This window comes from Rhodococcus sp. NPDC004095, from assembly GCF_053604015.1.
In genome coordinates, this window is sequence record NZ_JBSGGS010000006.1 from 1 (window position 1) to 22,752 (window position 22,752).

At 70.3% G+C, this 22,752-nt stretch carries 21 protein-coding genes; 9 read left to right on the forward strand and 12 right to left on the reverse strand.

Annotated elements, in window-relative coordinates; all coding sequences use genetic code 11:
• Both ACWEPG_RS13070 and ACWEPG_RS13075 read right to left on the reverse strand, forming a co-directional pair.
• The coding region (locus ACWEPG_RS13070; RefSeq protein ID WP_452594546.1) for a phosphoadenosine phosphosulfate reductase domain-containing protein at positions 1-301 on the reverse strand (301 nt) is incomplete at its 3' end.
• The gene (locus tag ACWEPG_RS13075; RefSeq protein ID WP_450116757.1) at positions 298-1,089 is read right to left on the reverse strand and encodes a 3'(2'),5'-bisphosphate nucleotidase CysQ; all 792 of its coding nucleotides are present in this window, start codon (positions 1,087-1,089) and stop codon (positions 298-300) included. The genes ACWEPG_RS13075 and ACWEPG_RS13070, both read right to left, overlap by 4 nt.
• A gap of 112 nt (positions 1,090-1,201) precedes the next feature.
• On the opposite strand from ACWEPG_RS13075, the gene ACWEPG_RS13080 reads away from it, so the two are divergent.
• On the forward strand, positions 1,202-1,828 hold the full coding sequence (locus ACWEPG_RS13080) for a TetR/AcrR family transcriptional regulator (RefSeq protein ID WP_450116756.1): 627 nt from the start codon (positions 1,202-1,204) through the stop codon (positions 1,826-1,828).
• 113 nt (positions 1,829-1,941) lie between these two features.
• A complete protein-coding gene (locus ACWEPG_RS13085; RefSeq protein ID WP_450116760.1) occupies positions 1,942-3,783 on the forward strand; it encodes a galactan 5-O-arabinofuranosyltransferase in 1,842 nt (613 codons plus the stop codon).
• Between the two features lie 73 nt (positions 3,784-3,856).
• On the opposite strand, the gene ACWEPG_RS13090 is transcribed toward ACWEPG_RS13085, so the two are convergent.
• Together ACWEPG_RS13090 and ACWEPG_RS13095 are read right to left on the reverse strand one after the other, a co-directional pair.
• The gene (locus tag ACWEPG_RS13090; RefSeq protein ID WP_452594547.1) at positions 3,857-4,780 is read right to left on the reverse strand and encodes an NAD-dependent epimerase/dehydratase family protein; all 924 of its coding nucleotides are present in this window, start codon (positions 4,778-4,780) and stop codon (positions 3,857-3,859) included.
• A gap of 24 nt (positions 4,781-4,804) precedes the next feature.
• Positions 4,805-5,620 carry an SDR family NAD(P)-dependent oxidoreductase gene (locus ACWEPG_RS13095; protein ID WP_450116754.1) on the reverse strand — a complete coding sequence of 272 codons (816 nt, stop codon included), beginning with the start codon at positions 5,618-5,620 and terminating at the stop codon, positions 4,805-4,807.
• A 116-nt stretch (positions 5,621-5,736) separates the two neighbouring features.
• Between ACWEPG_RS13095 and ACWEPG_RS13100 the strand changes: the two genes are divergently transcribed.
• Complete coding sequence (locus tag ACWEPG_RS13100; RefSeq protein ID WP_450116753.1) at positions 5,737-6,537, forward strand: IclR family transcriptional regulator; 801 nt, start codon at positions 5,737-5,739, stop codon at positions 6,535-6,537.
• Here ACWEPG_RS13100 and ACWEPG_RS13105 read toward each other — a convergent pair.
• From ACWEPG_RS13105 to ACWEPG_RS13120, 4 genes are all read right to left on the reverse strand, one after another.
• Positions 6,483-7,814: a lipase family protein gene (locus tag ACWEPG_RS13105; RefSeq protein ID WP_452594548.1), complete on the reverse strand. Its 1,332-nt coding sequence runs from the start codon at positions 7,812-7,814 to the stop codon at positions 6,483-6,485. The genes ACWEPG_RS13100 and ACWEPG_RS13105 overlap by 55 nt on opposite strands.
• Positions 7,815-7,965: 151 nt before the next feature.
• Positions 7,966-8,166, reverse strand: a complete 201-nt coding sequence (locus ACWEPG_RS13110; protein WP_450116751.1) for a PspC domain-containing protein — start codon at positions 8,164-8,166, stop codon at positions 7,966-7,968.
• Between the two features lie 160 nt (positions 8,167-8,326).
• The gene (locus tag ACWEPG_RS13115; protein ID WP_450116750.1) at positions 8,327-8,758 is read right to left on the reverse strand and encodes a DoxX family protein; all 432 of its coding nucleotides are present in this window, start codon (positions 8,756-8,758) and stop codon (positions 8,327-8,329) included.
• A gap of 120 nt (positions 8,759-8,878) precedes the next feature.
• Positions 8,879-9,349, reverse strand: a complete 471-nt coding sequence (locus tag ACWEPG_RS13120) for a MarR family winged helix-turn-helix transcriptional regulator (protein ID WP_452594549.1) — start codon at positions 9,347-9,349, stop codon at positions 8,879-8,881.
• A gap of 81 nt (positions 9,350-9,430) precedes the next feature.
• On the opposite strand from ACWEPG_RS13120, the gene ACWEPG_RS13125 reads away from it, so the two are divergent.
• Positions 9,431-9,982 carry a carboxymuconolactone decarboxylase family protein gene (locus ACWEPG_RS13125; RefSeq protein ID WP_450116748.1) on the forward strand — a complete coding sequence of 184 codons (552 nt, stop codon included), beginning with the start codon at positions 9,431-9,433 and terminating at the stop codon, positions 9,980-9,982.
• A gap of 13 nt (positions 9,983-9,995) precedes the next feature.
• Here the strand turns inward: ACWEPG_RS13125 and ACWEPG_RS13130 are convergent, their stop codons facing one another.
• From ACWEPG_RS13130 to map, 3 genes are all read right to left on the reverse strand, one after another.
• On the reverse strand, positions 9,996-10,586 hold the full coding sequence (locus tag ACWEPG_RS13130; RefSeq protein WP_450116747.1) for a TIGR03086 family metal-binding protein: 591 nt from the start codon (positions 10,584-10,586) through the stop codon (positions 9,996-9,998).
• A complete protein-coding gene (locus tag ACWEPG_RS13135; protein ID WP_450116746.1) occupies positions 10,583-11,611 on the reverse strand; it encodes a sigma-70 family RNA polymerase sigma factor in 1,029 nt (342 codons plus the stop codon). The genes ACWEPG_RS13130 and ACWEPG_RS13135 overlap by 4 nt, the downstream gene beginning before the upstream one ends.
• 70 nt (positions 11,612-11,681) lie before the next feature.
• A complete protein-coding gene (gene map, locus ACWEPG_RS13140; RefSeq protein WP_452594550.1) occupies positions 11,682-12,449 on the reverse strand; it encodes a type I methionyl aminopeptidase in 768 nt (255 codons plus the stop codon).
• 46 nt (positions 12,450-12,495) lie between these two features.
• Between map and ACWEPG_RS13145 the strand changes: the two genes are divergently transcribed.
• Positions 12,496-12,765 (forward strand): helix-turn-helix domain-containing protein, encoded by a 270-nt coding sequence (locus tag ACWEPG_RS13145; protein ID WP_450116744.1) that lies wholly within the window; start codon positions 12,496-12,498, stop codon positions 12,763-12,765.
• A gap of 18 nt (positions 12,766-12,783) precedes the next feature.
• On the opposite strand, the gene ACWEPG_RS13150 is transcribed toward ACWEPG_RS13145, so the two are convergent.
• Complete coding sequence (locus ACWEPG_RS13150) at positions 12,784-12,966, reverse strand: hypothetical protein (protein WP_452594551.1); 183 nt, start codon at positions 12,964-12,966, stop codon at positions 12,784-12,786.
• 198 nt (positions 12,967-13,164) lie between these two features.
• On the opposite strand from ACWEPG_RS13150, the gene ACWEPG_RS13155 reads away from it, so the two are divergent.
• The 4 genes from ACWEPG_RS13155 (at position 13,165) to ACWEPG_RS13170 (ending at position 22,615) form a co-directional block, all read left to right on the forward strand.
• Positions 13,165-13,563 (forward strand): DUF7144 family membrane protein, encoded by a 399-nt coding sequence (locus ACWEPG_RS13155; RefSeq protein ID WP_450116742.1) that lies wholly within the window; start codon positions 13,165-13,167, stop codon positions 13,561-13,563.
• Positions 13,564-13,666: 103 nt separating this feature from the next.
• Positions 13,667-15,445 carry a glycosyl transferase gene (locus ACWEPG_RS13160; RefSeq protein ID WP_450116741.1) on the forward strand — a complete coding sequence of 593 codons (1,779 nt, stop codon included), beginning with the start codon at positions 13,667-13,669 and terminating at the stop codon, positions 15,443-15,445.
• 463 nt (positions 15,446-15,908) lie between these two features.
• The gene (locus tag ACWEPG_RS13165) at positions 15,909-19,169 is read left to right on the forward strand and encodes an arabinosyltransferase domain-containing protein (RefSeq protein ID WP_452594552.1); all 3,261 of its coding nucleotides are present in this window, start codon (positions 15,909-15,911) and stop codon (positions 19,167-19,169) included.
• Positions 19,170-19,261: 92 nt separating this feature from the next.
• Positions 19,262-22,615: an arabinosyltransferase domain-containing protein gene (locus tag ACWEPG_RS13170; RefSeq protein WP_452594553.1), complete on the forward strand. Its 3,354-nt coding sequence runs from the start codon at positions 19,262-19,264 to the stop codon at positions 22,613-22,615.
• The last annotated feature ends 137 nt before the right edge of the window (positions 22,616-22,752 follow it).

Sequence of the window (22,752 nt, forward strand, 5' to 3'; positions counted from 1 at the left end):
GATTGATCCCCTTCTCCACGCACTCCGGGTTCTGGTACACCAGCAGATCGAAATCCCCTGCGGCAGCGGACTCGTCACGCAGCTTGTACATCTCCTGGAACTTCCACGTCGTGTCGACGTGCAGCAGCGGGAACGGCAACCGGGACGGGAAGAACGCCTTGCGGGCCAGGTGCAGCATCACCGCGCTGTCCTTGCCGACCGAGTACAGCATCACGGGGTTCTCGCTCCCCGCGACGGCCTCCCGCATGATGTGGATGCTCTCGGCCTCGAGTCTCTCGAGGTGGGTCAGTGCACGTGTCATCGCGCAAGTACCTCCAATGCCTTGCCGGCCAACTCCGGGCGGCAGATCAACAGATCGGGCAACCAGGGGTTCTCCTGGTTGTAGACGGGTTCGGAACCGTCGATTCGCGAAACATGCAGTCCCGCAGCACGGGCCACGGCGGCCGGAGCCGCCGAGTCCCACTCGTACTGACCACCGGCGTGGGCGTAGATGTCCACGTCGCCGCGGACCACTGCCATCGCCTTCGCACCGGCGGAACCCATCTCGACCAGTTCTGCGCCCAGGGCGGCAGCCATCGCCATTACCGGTTCCGGCCGGCGGGTGCGGCTGACCACCACCTTCGGCGCCCCGACCAAGGGGCTCGGCGGGATCGGCGTGTCGCCGGTCGAATACGTGACACCGAGTGCGGGCATGGCGACGGCGCCGACCGTCAGCCGTCCGTGTTCGACGAGCGCGACGTGCACGGCCCAGTCGGTGCGTCCCATTTCCCCGAACTCTCGGGTGCCGTCGAGAGGGTCGACGATCCAGATCCGATCGGCGTCGAGGCGGGCCAGGTCGTCGGCGCCCTCCTCGGAGAGCACCGCGTCGTCCGGGAAGCGCTCCGCGAGCGCGGCGACGATGAACTCGTGGCTCAGCCGGTCTCCGGCGGCCTTGACCTGTGCCGGGTCCACACCCGGCTCGGCCAGCCCCGCCCGGTGCGCGAGGAGAAGTCGCCCTGCCTCCGTGGCGATTTCGGCTGCGGCGCGGCCGTCAGGATGCTGCCCGGTCCCGGAATCGGATGTGGTCGGGGTCACGGAACTAGTGGTCATGCGAGTGACTGTAGCCACAGAATGAACATTGTTCAATACTAGATCGAACAATGTTCATTCTTGGTCGGACGTTCGGTGCCCGACCCCCCGAGCCGATCGGTACGGTGATTCGGTGAGCGAATCGAACGCAGGGTCGATCTACGGCGACGCCGAAGCTCGGCGACGCCGAACGCTGGACGCCGCCGCGGCGCTGCTGGCGGAGGGCGGCTACTCGGCGTTGACGATCCGTTCGGTCGCCAAACGCGCCGGCACGAGCACCGGCCTCATCTACCAGTACTTCGCGGACAAGCAGGACATCTTCATGGCGCTACTCGACGAGGCCATCGTGGAGTCGACGGAACGCGTCGCCGCACTGCCACGAGACGGCGGGGTCACGGCGCTACTCGTCGCCATCATCGACGATTCGGCCCGGCGGTGGGGCCGGGTCGGGCGCATGTCCGCGATCTGGCGTGACGCCGAGGGCAACGCCGACTCGGATCGCGAGTCGCTCCACGAGGTCCACCGAGTGGCCGCCCTCTACGACGCGGAAGTCCTGCGCGCGGTGACCGAGGCCGCCGAGGAGGAGGGGCGGATCCTGCTCGACGACGAGAGGGTCCTTCCGTTCCTGCTGTCCGGACTGCAGGGGGTGGCAGCCACCATCGCCAACAACTGGGCGGCTCACCTCGACCAGTCCGAGCTCGTCTCGTTCTCGGCGGCGGCAATCACCCGCGCGATCACGCGAACCGAGCCGTCCACCTGACGGAGGCGGCGCCGCCGTAGCGCCTAGACTCCGGATTCGTGACGACGACCGCCAGCACCACCCCGCCCGACCTCGTCCAGCCCACCCGCCGCGCAGTCGGAACACTCGTCGAGATGGTGCTGGCCGTTGTCGTCGCAGCGGTCGTCGCCGCCGTCGGCCTCGTCGCGTTCTCCGTCGTCGACTGGCCGGCGTTCAACTCCTCCAATGTCACCCGCGCGCTGACCACGGTCGGGCAGGTGGCCGCCCTGGCACTGCTCGCACTGTCGGTGTGGTTCCTCCGGGCCGGCCGCGCCCCAAGGGTCGCGAAGCTGGCGTCGTGGGTTGGGATTTCCGGATTCGTCACCGTCACCCTCGGCATGCCGCTGGCCGCAACCAAGCTGTACCTGCACGGCGTCTCCGTGGATCAGGAGTTCCGCACCGAGTTCCTGACCCGAATGACGGACACCGCCCGCCTCGACGACATGACGTACGCGGACCTGCCGTCCTTCTACCCGGCCGGCTGGTTCTGGGTCGGCGGACGGGTCGCCAATCTCCTCGGCATGGCCGGGTGGGAGACGTTCAAACCGTATGCAATCGCCTCGATCGCGGTCGCCGCCGTCGTGGCGCTCGTGTTGTGGTCCAAACTGATTCGCGCCGACCTCGCCGTGCTCGCGACGGCGGCGACGACGGCACTCACCCTCGCCTACGCCTCGCCCGAGGCGTACAGCGCCGTGCTCGTCGTCCTGCTGCCGCCGGTGCTGGTACTGGCGTGGGGTGGCCTGTACCGGCCCGGGAACGTCCGCGGCGGAGGCTGGGGGGCGGTGCTCGGAACGGGTCTGTTCCTCGGACTGGCCGCGACGTTCTACACCCTCTACCTCGGCTACGCGGCGTTCGCGGTGGTCCTCATGGCAGTGATCGCGGCAGGATTCGCGGTGCGCGCGAACGGGATCCGCGCGGCATGGGATCCGGTCCGGCGACTCGCCGTGATCGCGGTGATCGCGGGGCTGGTCGCGCTGATCGTGTGGACGCCGTTCCTACTGGCACTGCGCACGCATTCGCTCGCCGGGTCCGGCACCGCCACCCACTACCTGCCCGAGTCCGGGTCCACGCTGCCGCTGCCGATGTTCGATGCCTCCCTCGTCGGCCTGCTGTGCCTCCTGGGCACGGTCTGGCTGGTCGGCCGCGCGTCCTCCTCACGCCGGGCGCAGTCCCTCGGCATCGGGGTGGTCGCGGTGTACCTGTGGTCGCTGCTGTCGATGGCGTTCACCGCGGCCGGGACCACGCTGCTCTCGTTCCGGCTGGAGCCGGTGCTGCTGGTGTTGCTCGGCGCGGCAGGCGTTTTCGGATTTGTCGACTTCACCCGCTGGATCCTGCTCGCAAGCAGTGACAACCCGCGGATGAAGGCCGCGGCGATCGCGGTCGGCGCACTGGGCGCGGTGGCGTTCGCGCAGTCCATCCCGCACCACCTGGCGCCGGAAATCAACACCGCGTACACCGACACCGACGGCGACGGCGTGCGCGCCGACCAGCGTCCGCCGGGCGCGGCCGCGTACTACGGGCAGGTGGACGAGACGATCCTGGCCCAGCGGCCGGGAGCGCGGTCGGACACCGTCGTCCTCACCGCCGACACCAGCTTCCTGTCCTTCTACCCGTACTTCGGGTTCCAGGCGCTGACGTCGCACTACGCGAACCCGCTGGCCCAGTTCGACGAGCGGGCCGCCGCGATCGCGCGCTGGGCCGAGTCCGACTCCCCCGACGCCCTGATCGCCGCGATGGACGAATCCCCCTGGCGGGCACCGGACGTCTTCGTGTTCCGGTCCAGCGACGACGCCTACACCCTCCGCCTCGCCCAGGACGTCTACCCGAACGACCCGAACGTCAAGCGCTACACCGTGAGCTTCCCGAAGTCGCTGTTCGACGACCCCCGCTTCACCACCACCGACGTCGGCCCGTTCACCGTCGTCACCCGCACGTAAGCGCTTCGCGCCCGTGCGCGCTTTTGGTGGTCCCCGCTTCAAAAGCGCGCACAGGTGCGTAACGCCTGATCCGTCAGTCGCGTGGCGCGGCCGCCATGACCGCCTCGACGAGTTCTCCGACGGCACGTGCGCAGTCGCCCCGGTCGTAGCCGAGCAGCCGCGTCTCGTCGGCGTCCGGTTCGTACGCCAGTGTGTTGCCCCGCCCCTGGACGATCGCGGCGTCCGAGAGCAGCGGGTGCTCCTCGTTCCGCGCGGCGATCTCCCGGTCGCCGCCGGCCGCGTCGACCATCAGCTGGAAGAACTGCCGGTACTCCAGGTTCTCGTCGCCGACGAGGTACGCCTTACCGGATTCGCCGCCGTGCACGGCACCGTGGACCGCCTGCGCGAGCGAGCGCGCCGACATGTAGTTGGTGCCGCCGACGGGAGCGAAATCGGGAATGCCCGGCTCGCGTCCCGCGGCCCACGAGACCATCCGCCGGTAGCGTCGGGTCGAGGCTCCCGGCACGACGCCGATGATCGAGGGCGGATTGAGGGTGCAGACCGTGAACGAGTCGTCGGCGAGCGCGCGGGCACCATCGTCCGCGGCCTTCCGTGCCGCCACATAGGGATTGGTGGTCGCGATGTCGGGACGCAGCTGATGGTAGTAGCTGCCGACCTGCACGAAGCGGCCCACACCGGCCTGCTTGACGAGCTCCGCGAAGCGCGGAACACCGACGCTCTGCGTCGACGCCCAGAACTTGTCGTCGTCGCTGTCGGCGGCGGTCCGGTGGCGCGGGTCCTGACCGGCCGCGAAGACGACGGCGTCGAACCCCGACAACTCCTCACGGGTGAACGACGGCACCGTGTAATCGCCCGCCAGCAGCGGGAAGTCGGCGACCAGTGAATCGTCGGGGATCGGGCCGCGCCCGGCCACGGTGACGTCGTCGCCGTGTTCGCGCAGCAGGAGGGCGGTGTGTGCACCGATCATGCCGGTGCCGCCGATGACCAGGATCTTCATGGTGTGTCTTTCGGTTGAGGTGGATCAGGGATTGCGGGGACGGTTCGTCCAGCCGCCGGAGCGACGCGGGACCCAGCCACCGGACGAGTGCGTGCCACCGTCGACGTGGATGGTGCCGCCGGTAACGAACCGCGACAGGTCGGAGGCGAGGAAGAGCGCTACGCCGGCGACGTCCTCGGGCTGCCCCGGACCGCCGAGCGGCGACCACGTCGGCCACAGTTCGCGATCCTCCTCGGGGACGAGCGACGTGTAGGGCACCTGGACCGACTCGACGAGGTCCGGCGCGATCGCGTTGACCCGGATGCCTGACGGGCCCACCTCCGCGGCCAGCGACCTCGTGAACTGCGTCAGCGCGGCCTTGTACGCGGAGTACACGCTGTGCCCGGGGATCGCCCGGTGCGCCTCGACGGTCGTGAGGTTGATGATCGAGCCGCCTCCCCGCTCGGTCATGCCCGGCAGCAGTGCCTGCGTCAGGCGCAGGACATGGGCGAAATTGATCTCGTGCAGCTCGTCCCACAGCGACGGCGCGTTGGTGGCGAAGGTGTGCGGGGGCTGCAGGTAGTGACCCACATTGTTGACCAGCACGTCCGGGCGATGGTCGACGACTTCGGGCGGGCACGGCGTCGCACGGACGTCCCATTCGACCGCGGCGATCGAGCCGCCCGCGGACGGGTCGAACTCGAGCGGACCGAGCGGTTCGACATCGGCCACGAGCACGTCGGCGCCGTGCGCGGCGAAGGACCGCGCGATCGCGGCACCGATACCCTGGGCACCGCCGGTGACCACGGCGCGACGGTCGGTCAACATCGCACCCGGAGTGAAAGCCATGAGGTTGGGCATGAACGCCAGTACAGCGCAACCCGCGTTGCAGCCGACAGGCCCGTTTCCGGTGTGCGGAAGAATCGGCGTCTGCGCGGTGCGATGCACCAACCCACCGACGAGGCGAGGAGGAACCGATGCCACCGCACACGTCTGACGAGGGCCCGACCGGGACTCTGCAGCGCGCGGCCCTGATCCTCGACGCGTTCACCGGCGGTGGCCGGCTGAACCTGTCGCAGATCGTCGCCGCCACGGGGCTCCCCCGAACGTCGGTTCATCGTGCGTTGGAGCAGCTGGTCGCGCTGCGCTGGGTACACAGGCACGGAATGGACTACCAGCTGGGCATGCGCATGATCGAGTTGGGGGCCGTCGCCGCGCAGCAGAACTCGCTACGCCGCGCCGCGCTGCCCAGCCTGCACTGGCTGCACCACCGGACCGGGTGCATCGTGCACCTGGGCGTGCTCGACGGACCGGAGGTGGTCTACCTCGAGAAGGTCGGCGGGGAGTTCACCCCCAGCGTCCGCTCACACGTCGGCGGCCGGCTTCCCGCACGGTCGTCGACCATCGGCACGGCGCTGCTCGCCGTTGCCGGTTCCACACCCGAGGAGTCACCGGATGTCCACCGGGTGCGCGAGTTGCGGATCGCGTACGGGCGGGAGAAGTGCCTGAAGGGGTTCAGCTGCGTTGCGATACCGATCGGTCCGGTCGACCGTGCGGAATCCGCTGCCGCCCTCTCCGTCTTCGGTCCGGCCGCGAAGATCGACGACAAGCAGGTCCTGCTGTCCGCGCAGACCGCGGCCGCCCAGATCTGGCGGCGCTTCGCGCCTGTGCGCGCTTCCAGTGGCTCCGGCCACCAGAAGCGCGCACAGGCGCCGCAGTCGACTCAGTCGAAGGAGCAGCCGGCCAGCGGCTTGTCGGCCAGCCGGTCGAACAGATAGGTGATGGCGTTGTTCGTGCCGTAGCCGTCGATCAGCAGCGGGCCGAAGTGGTTGGGCAGCGTCGCTCCCGGCAGGATCGGCGGCAATCCGTTGGTGCGGAAGGTGACCGTCGCGCCCTGATCGCACCAGTCGGCGGCGAGCTGTCGCGCCTGCCCGTACGGGACGGTGTCGTCGTTGAGGCCGCTGGTGATCAGGACGGGGGTCGTCGGGGCCAGCCGCCCGATCCGCTGCTCGTCGAGCACCGCGACGATCTCCGGGATCTCCCGCATGTGGTCGAGGACCGGCCGCCCGTCGACGGTGAGGGTGTCGGTGCGCAGGAACGGATGCTTGAAGATGACGTCGGCGATGCAGGCGTCGGCAAGTTCGCTGAGCAGTGCACGACCCTGCGGGTTGAGGATCTGGTCGACGAACGGTGCCAGCTCGGGATTGCGGTCGACGAAACCGTTGATCGCGAAGGCGATGACACCGCCGATCAGCGCGCCGTCGACCTGGGCGAGCACCTGCACGAGGTCCGCGGTCGGACCGCCGGCCCAGGTGCCCTTGAGGTTGAGTTCCGGCGCGTAGCTCGGCTGCAACTCGGCCGCGGCGGCGGTGGCGCCGCCACCCTGGGAGTAACCCCAGAACACCACCGGCGCGTTCGGATCACCAGCGAGGTTGGTGGCGGCGCGGGCCGCGTCCAGGACGCCGTGGGCCGCCTCGACCCGGTTGACGTAGGTGTGGATGCCCGGCGTGCCGAGTCCGATGTGGTCGGTGACGAACACCCGCGCGCCGGCGGCCGTCCACGCGGCGGCAGCGATCGCTTCCTGGTTCGCGGACATCGAGAGCTTGCCCGGGTCGGCGTACACACCGGTGGCGAAGGCGGCGGACATGGCGCAGTGGTCGCCCTGGCCCGCGGTGCCCGGTGCGATCACGACCGTGGGGCGCTCGCCGGGGCCCTGCCACGGGTGGGTGGCGTCGAGGTACGTGCCGCTCACGGCGACCGGCGACCCGTCCTGCTTGCGTGAGGTGTACAGGACCTGCCTACCCGCGGCCGGCCAGCCGCCGTCGGCGCTGGGGACGGTCGCGAACACGGGCAACGGCTGCTCCTTGATCACCGCGCCCGGGGTGGTGTCGAACCGGTCCGGGGGGAGGTAGAAGCCGCTCACCGGCTCGGCCGAGGCCGTGCCGCCGAACGCGCCGACCGCACTGCCCAGGCAGGCGATCACCGCTGCCACCGCGACGGGGCGAAGCCGCCGCAACCGCCGGTGCCGGCGTCCCCCTTCACACGTCGTCACCATCGCGTTCTCCCCCTGTGCCTGAGATTCCGGTTGTGAGGGCCACGATGCGATCACCGCGTTGTCGCGCCCGTCACACTTGAGCTACCGGAGAGTAACAAACGGGCGGTGTCCCGCCCACACCCAGACAAGGGGGTTCCCGGAGGCGGGGATTTCAGGCGGGCAGCAGCATCCACAGGGCGAGGTACACGAGCACCGCGGTGCCGCCGGTGGCGAAGGCGGCGATCAGCGCGCCGGCACGAACCAGGTTGGCGTCGATGCCGAAGTACTCGGCGATGCCGCCGCACACGCCGCCGAGCATGCGCTGCGACGAGGAGCGAGCGAAGGTCTTGGGAGCGTTGCTGTCGAATGTCATGCGTTCAGCCTGCCGTTCGGCGGCGGGTCGGCACATCGGGTGACGCCCTGATCCGAACCCTGATCTTTCACCCCCACCCATCCCCGGGCCGAATGGCTGAAGGTCACCTTCGTGCGGCCGATCCGCACGAAGGTGACCTTCAGCCGGGAGGTGGTCGGCGTCAGCGGCGCAGCGGCATGATCCGCCGGACCTCCGCGTCGCGCAGGAACAGCCCGCCCCACACCAGGATTCCGACGTAGACCGGGGACAGGATCGTGCTCAGCAGCGGCTGCTCGGTGAGGATGTTGCAGGCCACCGCGCCACCGAGGTAGCCGGTGAGCAGCACCGCACCGAGGATCGACGTCACCGGGAGCAGGTACAGCGCCAGGCACACCAGCATCACGATGCCCATCACGTACGGCGCGTAGTCGGGGAAGCCGTACTCGACCATCGAGTCGCGAACCGGCGCGATGTTCGCGAGGTGGATGACGGCGTCGAACAGCAGGAACGCCACCACCAGTGCGGTGACGACGAGTCCGGCGATGCGCGCCCTCGGCGACACCGCACGGGTCGCGGCGGCCGGGGTGGCGACGGTGATCGGGGTGGCGGTCATGGCTGACTCCTCGGTTCGGTGTGGCATCGACGGCACCGCCGCCGGGCGCTCCGCGCGGGATGCGTGAAGCCGTTGCCCAGGTAGACCGGAACCCGCCCCGAAACTCATCGCCGGAGGGCGCTATCCGCCGAACCACGCCTGCGCGTCCAGCCGGAAACCCTGCCCGGCGGTGACGGCACCCAGATCGTCCTCGAGTTGGCGCACCCTGTCCGCGCCGATCACCGAGGCCCAGTCCGCCCGCAGTTGCTCGAAGATCTCGGCCGACCGACGCAGGCTGTCGACCCCACGTTCGGTCAGCACCACCAGCTTGGCGCGCGCATCGGACGGATCCGGCTGTCGTGCAACATATCCCAGAGCCTCGAGCCGGTCGACGGTCTTGCCGGCCGCCTGCTTGGAGACGCCGAGCCGTCGCCCCAGTTCACTGGCACTCACCCCGTCGAGGCCGACGGCCTGCATGGCGAATCCGTGCGCGGGCCGAAGGTTCGGATGACCCTGCTCGGCCAGCCGCCGATGCGTCTCGTCCACGATGGCCCGGAATCCGGCGAACAGCAGGAAGGGCAGCTCGAAGCCCGGACGTTCCCGCTCAGGCATGGCGCAACCCTTGCGCGATATCGACAACCAGGTTTACTGTTTGGACAACCATGTTGTCGATGCTACCCGGAGGAGCTCCCCGTGACATTCCACGCGCACGACCTCGAGACCGCCCCCGCCGCCGCCCGCCCCGTCATCAAGACGATCGCGGACAATTTCGGGTACCTGCCCGCACCCGTCGCGCTGATGGCCGAGTCACCGGAACTACTGCAGGCATTCACCCGGTCGAACGCCCTGTTCGAGAAGAGCACCCTCACCCCGCTCGAACGCGAGGTGGTCGTACTCACGATTGCGACCCGCAACGAATGCCACGTGTGCGTCGCGATGCACTCCGCGGCCCTCGCGCGCAGCGGCACGCCAACCGAGGTGATCGCCGCCCTCCGCTCCGGCTCCGCCCTGCACGAGCCGCGCCTCGAGGCACTGCGGACGTTCACCGTCGCGGTGCTCGACACCAACGGCGCCGTCCCCGACGCACAGACGAGCGCGTTTCTCTCCCACGGCTTCACCAGCCGCAACGCGCTCGAGGTGGTGCTCGGCGTCGGCACCTTCACCCTGTCCACCTTCGCCAACCGGATGACGGACGCACCGCTGGACGCGGCGCTCATCCCGTTCGCCTGGGACGGCGCCGCCTGACCCGGCCGCGGCGTCAGCGGTCTCCGACGCGGCCGAGCCGGGCGACCAGCCGCTCCCCCGGTCCCGCCCACGGCGGCACCGGGACCGGTGCGGCGAAGCGCGCGGGCCGGTCCGCATCGGTCACGAAAATGTCTGCGCAGGAATGAAGTTCGAGGGCCAGCTCGGGAGGGAACGGCCGGTGCCTTCCGACCGCCTGCGCGACATCCCACCCGTGCACCGCGACCTCCAGCGCCCCCGCCGCGGCGGCGAAATCGGAGGACAGGGGGGCGCCACCGACCCGGATGTCACCACGATCCCTCGACCGTGCCCATGACCTCACCATCCGGCAGGCCCGATGCTGCAGCGCGGCAACGGGATCGGCCGAGATGTCGGGCGCGGCGGCGGGATACAGCACGACCGCCCGGTCCAGCACCGCCTCCTCGAGGACCACGAGCGACTCGTTCATGTGCCCCAACAGATCCCGCAGGTTCCACTCCGAGCACGGGGTCGGACGCGACAGATCGGACGCCCTCACCAGCGCCAGGCTTCCCTCCGTGTACCGAACCGCGCACTCGAGCAGCACGACCGGGTCCGCGAGCGGTCGGGCGATCTGCCCGGCCGTCATGTCGCCGGATTCGAGATCGAGGGCAGCGTCTCCCCGGCGCTACCGGGCAGCGTGTCCGGCAACCCGAACTTCGCGAACAGCGACAGGTCGAAGAACACCGTCACGTGCCCGATGCCGGACGGCCCGAGCGAGACCACCTGCAGTTGGAAGGCGCGGTGCACCCCGTCCTCGCCGCGCATGTACAGACCGAACGCCGGCTGCCCGTTCGACACCGTCGGCACCAGCCGCATGTCGCCGGCACCGCTTGCGGGACAGTTGTTCTCGATGAGGCTGCGGATCGCCGCCGGACCCTGGTACCAGCCGACGAACGGCGGCATCTCCCACACCGCGTCCTGGGTGAACAGCTCCGTCAGCGCGGCCATGTCGTAGTTCTCGAACGCGGCCATGTACTTGTCGAGCAGCGCGCGCTGCTCGGGCTCCACGGGCTCGACGACCGCGTCCTCGGTCGGGGATGCCTGCGCGATCTGCGCCCGGGCCCGCTGCAGCGCACTGTTGACGGCGGCGGTGCTGGTGTCGAGCAGTTCCGCGACATCGGCAGCCGGCCAGGCCAGCACCTCCCGCAGGATCAGCACCGCCCGCTGCTTGGGCGGCAGGAACTGCAGCGACGCGATCAGCGCCAGCCGCAGGCTCTCACGTGAGGTCGCGACCGTGGCCGGATCGGACGCGGCGACCCCGAGCATCTCGTCCGGGATCGGTTCGAGCCACGGCACCTCCTCGCGGGTGACGAGGTCGTCGACCGGGTCGGAACTCGGTGCGCCGAGCCCGGTCGGCAACGGCCGCCGGCCCTTCGACTCCAGCGCGGTCAAACAGGTGGTCGTCGCGATCCGGTACAGCCAGGTACGCAGCGAGGAGCGTCCCTCGAACTTGTCGTAGGCGCGCCACGCCTTGAGGTAGGTCTCCTGCACCAGGTCCTCCGCCTCGTGCACGGATCCCGACATCCGGTAACAGTGCGCGAGCAGCTCCCGCCGGTACTGCTCCGCCTGCGGAGTGAACTCGTCCCGAACTGCACCATGCGCCTCAGTCATGCGCCCCACCCTTCCGTGATCGGTCGTCGGAGTACAGACCCGCGGGCGCGGCAAAACTCATCGCAGCGAGTCAGGCCGCGGTCAGCACCACCGGTCCGTCCTCGGTGACCGCGACGGTGTGCTCGCAGTGCGCCGCCCGCGAACCGCTGAAGGTGCGCAGCGTCCACCCGTCTGGGTCGTGCCGATAGTCGTCGGTGCCGCCGTCGATGAGCATGGGTTCGATCGCGAGCACCAGCCCGGGACGCAGCCGCATGCCGCGACCGGCGCGTCCCTCGTTCGGCACGTCCGGATCCTCGTGCATGGCGCGGCCGATGCCGTGGCCGCCGTGGTCCGCGAGCAGCCCACGACCGCGGGCGCGGGCGTACGAGCCGATCGCGGCGGCGATGTCGCCGATCCGATTACCGGCGAGCGCCGCGGAGATCCCTCGTTCGAGCGCCGTCTCCGTGTCCGCGATCAGGCCCAGGTCCTCCGGGTCGGCGGCGCCCACCACGAAGCTGATCGCCGAGTCGCCGCACCATCCGTCGAGGTACGCCCCGCAGTCGAGGCTGACGAGGTCACCGTCGGCGAGCCGCGCGTCCGTCGGGATCCCGTGCACGACGGCGTCGTTGACGCTCACACACACCACGCCGGGGAACCGGCTCGGCGCCCACTCCGGCCGGTAGCCGAGGAACGCCGGCCGCGCCCCGGCATCGGAGATGACCGCGGCCGCGGCGTCGTCGAGCTCGCGCAGGCTCACGCCGACCGCAGCGACGGCGCGGGCGGCGGCGAGTGCCGAGGCGACGACCCTCCCCGCCTCGCGCATGGCGGCGATCTCTCCCGGCGACTTCAACTCGACCACTGCAACCTCCCGATACGAATAACAATACCGGTATTACTATAGGCACATGGTGCGCGTGCCGCTGACGGCGGAGGAGATCGAACGGGGCCGACGACTCGGCGAACTGCTGCGCTCGGCGCGCGGTCCGGCCAGCATGGTCGACGTCGCCGCCGAGGCCGGCATCTCCGTCGAAACCCTGCGCAAGATCGAGACCGGCCGGATCGCGACGCCCGCGTTCTTCACCGTCTCCGCCCTCGCCCGGGTCCTCGACCTGTCCCTGGACCGGGTCGCCGACGCCCTCGCCGACCCACCGTCCGCGCGCGACATCGCGTCGTGACCAGACGGAACGGCAGGATCAGCGTCCGTTCGGGAAGAGCGTCTGCTCGGCGGTGAACGCCCCGTCGCGGTCGTCGACGAACTCGCCGTCGCAGCGTCCGGCGAGCGCGGCCGACACCTGCCCCCACACGTGCAGGTTGACCGGTTCCAGCGCATGATCGGTGCCGCCGTCGAAGCGGTGGGCGTCGGCGTCATCCGGCACCGACCTCCGTCGAGGCGACCGTCCGCCCACTCCCTGGCGCTTCGGATCGCGTAGTAGGAGGTGCGGCAGAGGTGTGCCCTACCCAATTGATAACGACCAGGTACCCGATTCCGGAAACGGCCCCTGACGGTGTACGGATCGGCGGACAATGGGCGCACCGGACAGCGTGACGAACCTCTTGCACGAAAGGGGACAGCCATGGCCGCGGACTCGTCGGTCAAGCAGGAAGTTGCGACAGGCACCTCGATCGGGGCGGCCATTCTCCTGGTGACAGTGGGCGTCATCCAGGTCCTCCAGGGCATAGCCGCGGTCGCCGAGGACGAAATGTTCGTGGTCGGCATCGACTACGTCTACAAGTTCGATCTGACCACGTGGGGATGGGTGCACATCGTGCTTGGCGCGATCGTCGCGCTGGTCGGCCTCGCACTGTTCACCGGGGCGACGTGGGCGCGGGTCGCCGCGATCGTGGTCGCCGCGATCTCCATCATCGCCAACTTCCTGTGGATCCCGTACTACCCGTGGTGGTCGATCCTCATCATCGCCATCGACATCGTGGTGATCTGGGCAGTCTCCACCTGGCGCCCGGTGCGGGTCTGACGGCGGAAACCACCCCCGCGCTTCCACCCGCAGGCGATTCCCAGCGTCGGTCGGTACCGTGACCGGTCGGCAACCCGACCGGACCGATCGACGGGAATGGTGAATGGCAGTACCAGCGGACGCACCCTCGACGGTCGCGGACCCTCACCCCGGGACCGCGACCGCGCCCGCACGCCGACGGCTGCGTCCGGCACGTCCCGACGTGCTGGTCGCGGGCGGATTCGCCGCACTCGCGGTGTACGTCATGTGGAACCAGTGGCGCCTGCCGGCGTCCGGGTACCTGACCGGCAGCGGCCAGGACCAGCGGATGTGGGAGTGGTTCTTCGCGCTCGCCGCCCGCTCCATCACCCACCTCGACAACCCACTCGGCTCGGTTCTGCAGAACTATCCGCAGGGCGTGAACCTGATGGCCAACACGGCGATGTTCGGGGTCAGCGTCCCGCTCGCCCCCATCACCCTGGTGTTCGGGCCGACCGTCACCTGGACGCTGGTCCTCACGGTCGGGCTCGCGTCCACCTCGTACGCCTGGTACTGGTTCCTGCGCCGGTACGCGGAGGTGTCCCGGATCGCCGCGACCGTCGGCGGTCTGATCTGCGGGTTCGCGCCTGCGATGATCTCCCACGCCAACGGGCACCCGAACTTCGTGGTCCTGCCACTGCTTCCGGTGATCCTCGGGTGCGTGATCCGGCTGTCCCGCGGCGCGGGCATGCGCACCGCCTGCTGGCTGGGCCTGCTGGTCGCGATGCAGATCGCGCTCGGCGAGGAACCGCTGCTGATCACCGCGGTGACCTTCGGGGTGTTCACCGCCGCGTACTTCGCGTTCCGCCCGCGACTGATCGTCCCGGCCGTCCGCAACGCCGCGAAACCGCTGCTGCTCGCCGCGCTGATCGCGCTGCTGCTGACCGCGGGCCCACTGTGGTGGCAGTTCTTCGGCCCGCAGAGCTACCGGTTCATCGACCACGGCCCGATGGGCAACGACCTCAAGGCACTGCTGCAGTTCCCGCGGCAGTCCGTCGGTGGACACGTCACGCCAGGCCAGGACGTCGCGATCAACGGCACCGAGGAGAACGCCTACTTCGGGTGGCCACTGCTGGTCGTCACCCTCGCCGCCGCGGTGTGGCTGCGCCGGGTCGTCGTCGCGCGCGCCGCCGCCGTCACCGTCGCCCTGATGTGCGTGCTCTCGCTCGGCGCCGAACTGACCGTCGGACGCGACCGGACGGGCGTCGACCTGCCGTGGTCGTGGCTCGAACGGCTGCCACTGTTCGAGTCGGTGCTCGAGACCCGCTTCGCGATGGGCGCGATCCCGGCGATCGCACTGCTGCTGGCACTGGCCGTCGACCGGGCCCGGCGGGAACGGGCCACGCTGATCCCCTGGACCGTGGCGCTCGTGGTGGCGCTGCTCCCGCTGACCCCGTTGCCGCTGAACGCGGTCCAACGCGCCGCGGCACCGCAGTTCTTCGGCGACGGCGGTTGGCGCCAGTACGTCGGGAACGGCTCGGTCGTCACCGTCCCCCTGCCCCGCCCCGAGGACGCCCGGGCCCTGAGCTGGCAGGTCGAGGCCGACTTTGGATTCCCGCTCGCCGGCGGCTACTTCGTCGGACCGGTCGGCCCCGACAAGAAGGCCAAGTACGGGCCGGACGACCGGCCCACCGCGCAACTGCTCGGGCAGGTGCAGCAGACCGGGACGGTCCCGAACGTCACCGACGCGATGCGCGCGCAGGCCGTCACCGACCTGCAGTTCTGGCGGGCCGACGTGGTGGTGCTGCCGCACGGCGGCAACGAACGTGCCCTGCGCGTGACCGTGCAGGAACTGCTCCGCGACCCCGGGCACCGCGCCGACGACGTGTGGGTGTGGGACGTGCGGGCCCTGGTCCGGGCCTGACGCCGAGCGGCCCGCCGGACAGGGGGATCGACTAGGGGATCGGGGATGTCCGACTCGCCCCCAACCGTCCCCTAACCGCCCGCGAATCGGCACCGGATACCGCCCTCGCCGGGTCGAATGACGGCAGGGCACCGACCGGTGCCGGTCCACGGATACCAGGAGCGCTCATGTCGTTTACGACCATGTTCTCGCTGATCGCGTCGATGCTCGGCCCGAGCTTCGGTAGCGAAGCCGGCGGCGGCGCCGGTGGTGAGGGCGGAGGAGGTTTCCACTTCGAGTCCTGAACCCATCGGGTCGGGAACCGCTCCCTCGCAACGATCGCCCCGGCCCGGGATCACCGCCGGTGGTGCGGCCCTCCCGCACCACCGGCGGCGGCGTCTGTGCGCGAAGGTTCGACAGGCCGGGTCCGCGGGGGCGCCGGGCTCGCCGATGCACCGAAATCCATCCCATACGATCGGTCCTTGTGCCCGCCGAGTCCGACGCCCCCGCCGCCCTCACGTCCCAGCCGGTCCCCGATCATCGCGCCTCCCGCACCACGCGCCTGATCGCCGTCGTCGCCGGACTGCTCGGCTTCCTCCTCGCGGTCGCGACCCCGCTGCTTCCGGTCTCGCAGCAGGCCGCCAGCGTGTCGTGGCCGCAGAACGGCACCCTCACCGGCGTCGAGGCGCCGCTCGTCGGCTACGAACCGCTGACCCTCGACATCCACATCCCCTGCCCCGTGCTCGCGGACGTGCCAGGCGACGTCGGCACCGTCGTGTCCACCATCCCGAAGGACGCCCCCGACGCCGACGCGGCCGGGCTGGCCGTCACCGTCGGGTCGGACGCCGACCGCACCGTCTCGGTGGTCCTGCGCGGCGGCCGGCTGATCGCCGCCCCGCTCGCCGACATGACCGGCTGCACCGCCCTCGTGGTGCACTCCGACGCCGAGCTCACCACCGCGACGTTCGCCGGGCTCGAGGCCGCCGACGGCCGGGCCCCGGTCACCGCCGAACTCACCGGCGACGAGCGACCCCAGATGGTCGGCCTCTTCACCGACCTGCAGGGACCCGCGCCGGCCGGCCTCGAGGTCCGCGCCGACCTCGACTCCCGGTTCTCGTCCAGCCCGACCGCGTTCAAGGTCCTCGCGATGATCGTCGGGGTGCTCGCAACGCTGCTGTCGCTGGCCGCGTTGCACCGCCTCGACCTGACCGACGGCCGCCGCGCCCGCCGCTTCCTGCCGCGGCACTGGCTGCGGTTCACCGGCGTCGACGCCGTCGTGGTCGGCACCCTGATCGTCTGGCACTTCATCGGCGCCAACACCTCCGACGACGGCTACCTGCTGACCATGGCCCGCGCGTCCGAACACTCCGGCTACATGGCCAACTACTACCGCTGGTTCGGCGTCTCGGAGGCGCCGTTCGGCTGGTACTACGACGTCCTCGCCGCGATGGCGAAGATCGGCACGGCCAGCACCTGGATGCGGCTGCCCGCGCTGATCGCCGGGATCCTGTGCTGGATGGTGATCAGCCGCGAGGTGATCCCCCGCCTCGGTCGCGCGGTGCGGCGCAACCGGATCGCCGTGTGGACCGCCGGTCTGGTGTTCCTCTCGTTCTGGCTGCCGTTCGACAACGGCCTGCGCCCCGAACCGGTGATCGCCCTCGGCGCCCTGCTGACCTGGTGCTCGATCGAACGGGCCATAGCCACCGGCCGGATGCTGCCCGCCGCCGTCGGCGTGCTGATCGCGGCGTTCTCCCTGGCCGCCGGTCCGACCGGTGTCATCGCCGTCGCCGCGCTGATCGTCAGCCTGCGTCCGCTCGTGCAGCTCGTCGTCGCCCGCGCCCGCGTCGTCGGCGTGGCCGCGCTGCTCGCGCCGATCCTCGCGGCAGGCACCGTCGTGCTGATCGCGATCTTCGCCGACCAGACCCTCGCGGGCGTGCTCGAGGCGATCAAGGTCCGCACCGCCATCGGACCGAACGTGTCCTGGTTCGGCGAGTACCAGCGGTACGAGGCATTGCTGAACGTCTCCCCCGACGGTTCCCTCGCCCGCCGCTTCGGCGTGTTCGCCATGATCCTGTGTCTGATCGTGTGCGCGATGCTGCTGCTGCGCGGCCGCGGGCGGATCCCCGGTACCGCGGCGGGCCCGTCGCGTCGCATCCTCGGCATCGTCTTCGTCTCGCTGCTGCTGATGATGTCGACGCCGACCAAGTGGACCCACCACTTCGGCGTGTACGCCGGCCTGGCCGGGTCGATCGCCGCGGTCACCGCGGTCGGGATCGCCGCCGCCACCGCCCGCTCGCGCCGCAACCGGGCCCTGTTCGCGTCGGGCGTGCTGTTCCTGCTCGCGTTGGCGTTCACCGGCTCGAACGGCTGGTGGTACGTCTCCAGCTACGGCGTCCCGTGGTGGGACAAGGCCCCGTCGATCAGCGGCAAACCGTTCTCGACCGCGTTCCTGGCGCTGAGCGTCCTGACGTTGCTCTACGCCGGCTGGCAGCACCTGCGCGAGCCGTACCGCGGCCCGGAGGAACCGGTGCGGCCCGGGCTGCGCACCCTGATCGCGTCCCCGCTGACCGTCGCCGCGGCGTTCATCGTGCTGGTCGAGGTGCTCTCGCTGGCCAAGGCGGCGGTCGCCCAGTACCCGGCGTACTCGGTGGCCCGCTCCAACCTCGACACCCTCACGGGCGACACCTGCGCGCTCGCGAACGACGTGCTGATCGAACCCGACGCCAACGCGGGCATGCTGACCCCGCTCACCCCCGGCCCCGACCCGCTCGGCGGCGGCGAGAACACCGGGTTCACCCCCAACGGGGTGCCCGTCGACCTGACCGCTGACGAGGAGAACAAGGCGGTCGGCGGCGCCAACACCCTCGACACCGCTTCCACCACCACCGACACCGGCACCTCGGCCGGGACCGGCGGCGGCACCGGGACCACGGGCGTCAACGGCAGTTCGGTCGCATTGCCGTTCGGCCTGGACCCCGCCACCACCCCGGTCCTCGGCAGTTCCGGCAGCGACCAGCCCGCCCACCTGACCAGCGGCTGGTACGCACTGCCTGCCCGCAATGCGGACGCTCCCCTGCTGGTGGTCACCGCCGCCGGCCGGATCCGGTACGTCGACCCCGACGGCATCGTCACCTACGGCCAGGACCTCCGCGTCGAGTACGGCACCCGCACCGCCGGCGGCGACGTCGAGGTGGGCGGCGCGATCGCCCCGATCGACATCGGCCCGTCCCCCTCGTGGCGGAACCTGCGGGTGCCGATGGACCTGATTCCCGCCGACGCCGACGCGGTCCGCCTCGTCGCCGACGACCACGACCTCACCCCGAAACAGTGGCTGGCGGTCACCCCGCCGCGGGTCCCGCAGACCCGGACCCTCCAGGACGTCGTCGGCTCACAGGCCCCGGTGCTGCTTGACTGGTCCGTCGGCCTGTCCTTCCCGTGCCAGCGCCCGTTCGACCACCGGTACGGCGTCGCCGAGGTGCCCGAGTTCCGGATCCTGCCCGACCGGGTCGGCGCCGACTCCACCAACGCCTGGCAGGACAAGGTCGGCGGCGGCCCGCTCGGCTGGGTGAACCTGCTGCTGGCCGCGCAGACCATGCCCAGCTACCTGAACCACGATTGGGCCAGGGACTGGGGCTCGCTCGAGCGGTACACGCCGCTGGACCCGTCCGCGACCACAGCCACCGTCGACACCGAGACGGTGACGCGGTCCGGGCTGTGGTCGCCGGGCCCGATCGCCGCCCGATAGGCCCACAGATTCCGTAATGTCACATCGGCGATCTTGGTGACCCCCGATGTGACATTACGGAACCCGGCAAAAGTCGCATTGTCGATGCTGTGATGGCGACTCAGGTTGCTGTCATACCATCGACAACCGTGTCCGACGCTCTGACAGCCACCGCGCCCGCGCCCGCGCCAGCACCTTCGCCCGATCCGCGAACCCAGTACCGGACCGCCCGGCTGATCGCGATCGTCGCGGGTCTGCTCGGGTTCGTGTTCGCCGTGGCGACCCCGTTCCTGCCGGTCAAGCAGACCGCGGCCACGCTGAACTGGCCGCAGGACGGCACCATCGGCAGCGTCGACGCACCTTTGATGGCGCAGGTCCCGATCGACCTGACCGCCTCGATCCCGTGCCGCCTGGTCGGGGACCTCCCCACCTCCGGTGGCCTGCTGCTCGGCACCGCCCCGCCCGACGGGACCGGCGCCCCGCTGAATGCCCTGCTGGTGCGGGTGACCGCATCCAGCGTCGACGTCGTCAACCGCAACGCCGTGGTCGCGTCCGCGCCACGCGACGCCGTCGAAGCCGGAAACTGCTCGGCGATCACCATCGTCTCCGACATCACCGGCACCACCGCGACCTTCGACGGCCTGACCGTGGACGGGCAGCCCGTCACCGGCACCATCACCGGGGACGAGCGCCCGCAGATCGTCGGCGTGTTCACCGACCTGCAGGATGACGCCGCAGCTAACACGGACGGCACCGCCGTCGGCGACCTGTCGCTGACGGCGAACATCGACTCCCGCTTCTCGTCCAGCCCGACCGTGCTGAAGCTGATGACGATGGTGCTGGCAGCGCTCCTGACCATCGTTTCGCTCGTCGCACTGCACCGCCTGGACGGCATCGACGGACGACGCGCCCGGCGCTTCTTCCCGCCGCACTGGTGGCGGGTGCGTCCCCTCGACGGCGTCGTCGTCGGCACCCTGCTGGTGTGGCACTTCGTCGGCGCCAACACCTCCGACGACGGTTACCTGCTCAGCATGGCCCGGGTGTCCGAGCACTCCGGATACATGGCCAACTACTTCCGTTGGTTCGGCGTCCCCGAGGCGCCGTTCGGGTGGTACTACGACGTGCTCGCCGCGATGGCGAAGGTCTCCACCGCCAGCCCCTGGATGCGGCTGCCCGCGCTGATCGCAGGCATCCTGTGCTGGCTGGTCATCAGCCGCGAGGTGATCCCCCGCCTCGGTCGCGCCGTCCGCCTCAACCAGGCCGCGGTGTGGACCGGCGGGCTGGTGTTCCTCGCCTTCTGGCTGCCCTACAACAACGGCCTGCGCCCCGAGCCGATCGTCGCGCTCGGCGCCCTGCTGACCTGGTGCTCCGTCGAACGCGCCATCGCCACCGGTCGCCTGCTGCCCGCCGCGGTCGCGGTCATCATCGCCGCGTTCTCGCTCGGCGCCGCCCCCACCGGCCTGATGTGTGTCGCCGCACTGCTCGCCGGCGCCCGCCCGATGATCCGCATCCTCGTCCGCAGGCACCGCCGCGTGGGCACCTGGCCGCTGGTCGCCCCGCTCCTCGCCTCCGGCGCGATCGTGTTGATCGCGGTCTTCGCCGACCAGACCTACGCCGCGGTCCGGGAAGCCACCCGGGTGCGCACCCTGATCGGTCCGAACCTGCACTGGTACGAGGAGTTCCTCCGCTACTACTACCTGTTCGTGCAGACCGTCGACGGATCCGTCGCCCGCCGGTTCGCGTTCCTGGTGATGGTGCTGTGCCTGTTCACCACCCTGTTCGTGCTGCTGCGCCGGAAGCGGGTGCCCGGCGCCGCAGTCGGGCCGTCGTGGCGACTGCTCGGCATCGTGTTCGGCACCGTCTTCTTCATGATGTTCAACCCCACCAAGTGGACCCACCACTTCGGGGCGTACGCCGGCATCGCCGGATCCCTCGGCGCACTGACCGCGGTCGCGGTGTCGGCGACGGCGCTGCGGTCGCGGCGCAACCGCACCATGTTCGCGGCCGGTCTGCTACTGGTGCTGGCGTTCTCGTTCTCCGGCATCAACGGCTGGTGGTACGTCTCCAGCTACGGCATCCCGTGGTTCGACAAGACCATCTCCCTCGCCGGGTTCCAGGTCAACACGGCCCTGCTCGCGCTGTTCCTGCTGACCGTGGTCCTCGTCGCCTGGCAGTACTTCCGTGAGGACTTCATCGGCAAGGAGGTCCAGGCCTCCGGTACCCGCGGCAGGCGCATCAAGGCGCTCGCCGCGATGCCGCTGACCGTCGTCGCCGCCCTGATGGTGCTCTTCGAGGTGCTCTCGCTGGTCAAGGGCGCCGTCGCGCAGTACCCGGCGTACTCGCTGGCCCGGTCGAACATCGACGCCGTCACCGGCTCCCCCTGCGGTCTCGCCGACGACGTGCTCACCGAGGCCGACGCGAACGCAGGGCGCCTGCAGCCGATCGCCGACCCCGAGAACCCCGTCGCCGACCCGCTCGGCGGCGTGAACCCCACCGGATTCGGACCGAACGGGGTGCCCTCCGACCTGTCCGCCGACTACACCGAGGTCAAGCCGGGGCAGGCCAACACCGACAACCAGTCGGTCGGCGCGACGTTCGTCAACGGCGCCGGCGCAGGCACCGAGGGCGGCACCGGGGCGCGGGGCGTCAACGGTTCGACGGTGAAGCTGCCGTTCGGCCTCGACCCCGCCTCCACACCGGTGCTCGGCAGCTACCAGTCCGGGGTGCAGGAGCCCGCGCTGCTGACGTCGAGCTGGTACGCGCTGCCCGCACGCAGCGAGGACGCCCCGCTGGTGGTCGTCTCCGCCGCAGGCCGAATCTGGTCCGAGAGCAAGGACGGCGAAGTCACCTACGGCCAGTCGCTGCGCCTCGAGTACGGGCACCGCGAGGCCGACGGGTCGGTCACCGTCCTCGGCAACTACCTGCCCAAGGACATCGGTCCCGCCCCGTCGTGGCGGAACCTGCGGATCCCGCTGGACGAGCTGCCCGCCGAGACCGACGCCGTCCGGATCCTCGCCAACGACCCCATCCTCTCCGGAGACCAGTGGTTGGCGTTCACCCCGCCGCGCGTACCGAAGCTGCAGACCCTGAACACCTACATCGGGTCCGAGCAGCCGGTGCTGCTGGACTGGGCGGTCGGGCTGCAGTTCCCGTGCCAGCGTCCGTTCGACCACCAGTACGGCGTCGCCGAGGTGCCGAACTTCCGCATCCTGCCGGACCGTCCGCTGGCCGTCAGCTCCACCGACACCTGGCAGTCCGCGGAGAACGGCGGCCCGCTCGGCTGGACCGAGATGCTCGCCGAGGCCTCCACCGTCCCCACCTACCTGAAGGACGACTGGGGCCGCGACTGGGGCGCGCTGGAGCGGTACACCCCGTACTTCCCCGACGCCACCGCCGCCACCATCGACACCACCGAGGTGACCCGCTCCGGCTTCTGGAACCCGGGCATGATGCGCGTCTACAAGTAGCCGTCAGCCGCCTCCCCACCGTGGTGGGCGCAATGTCACATCGTGCTCACCGAGCGCACATAATGTGACATTGCGCCAGCCACGTAGTCGGCCCTGCACCTGTGGATGAATCTGTGGATCATCCACAGTTCGTCGAT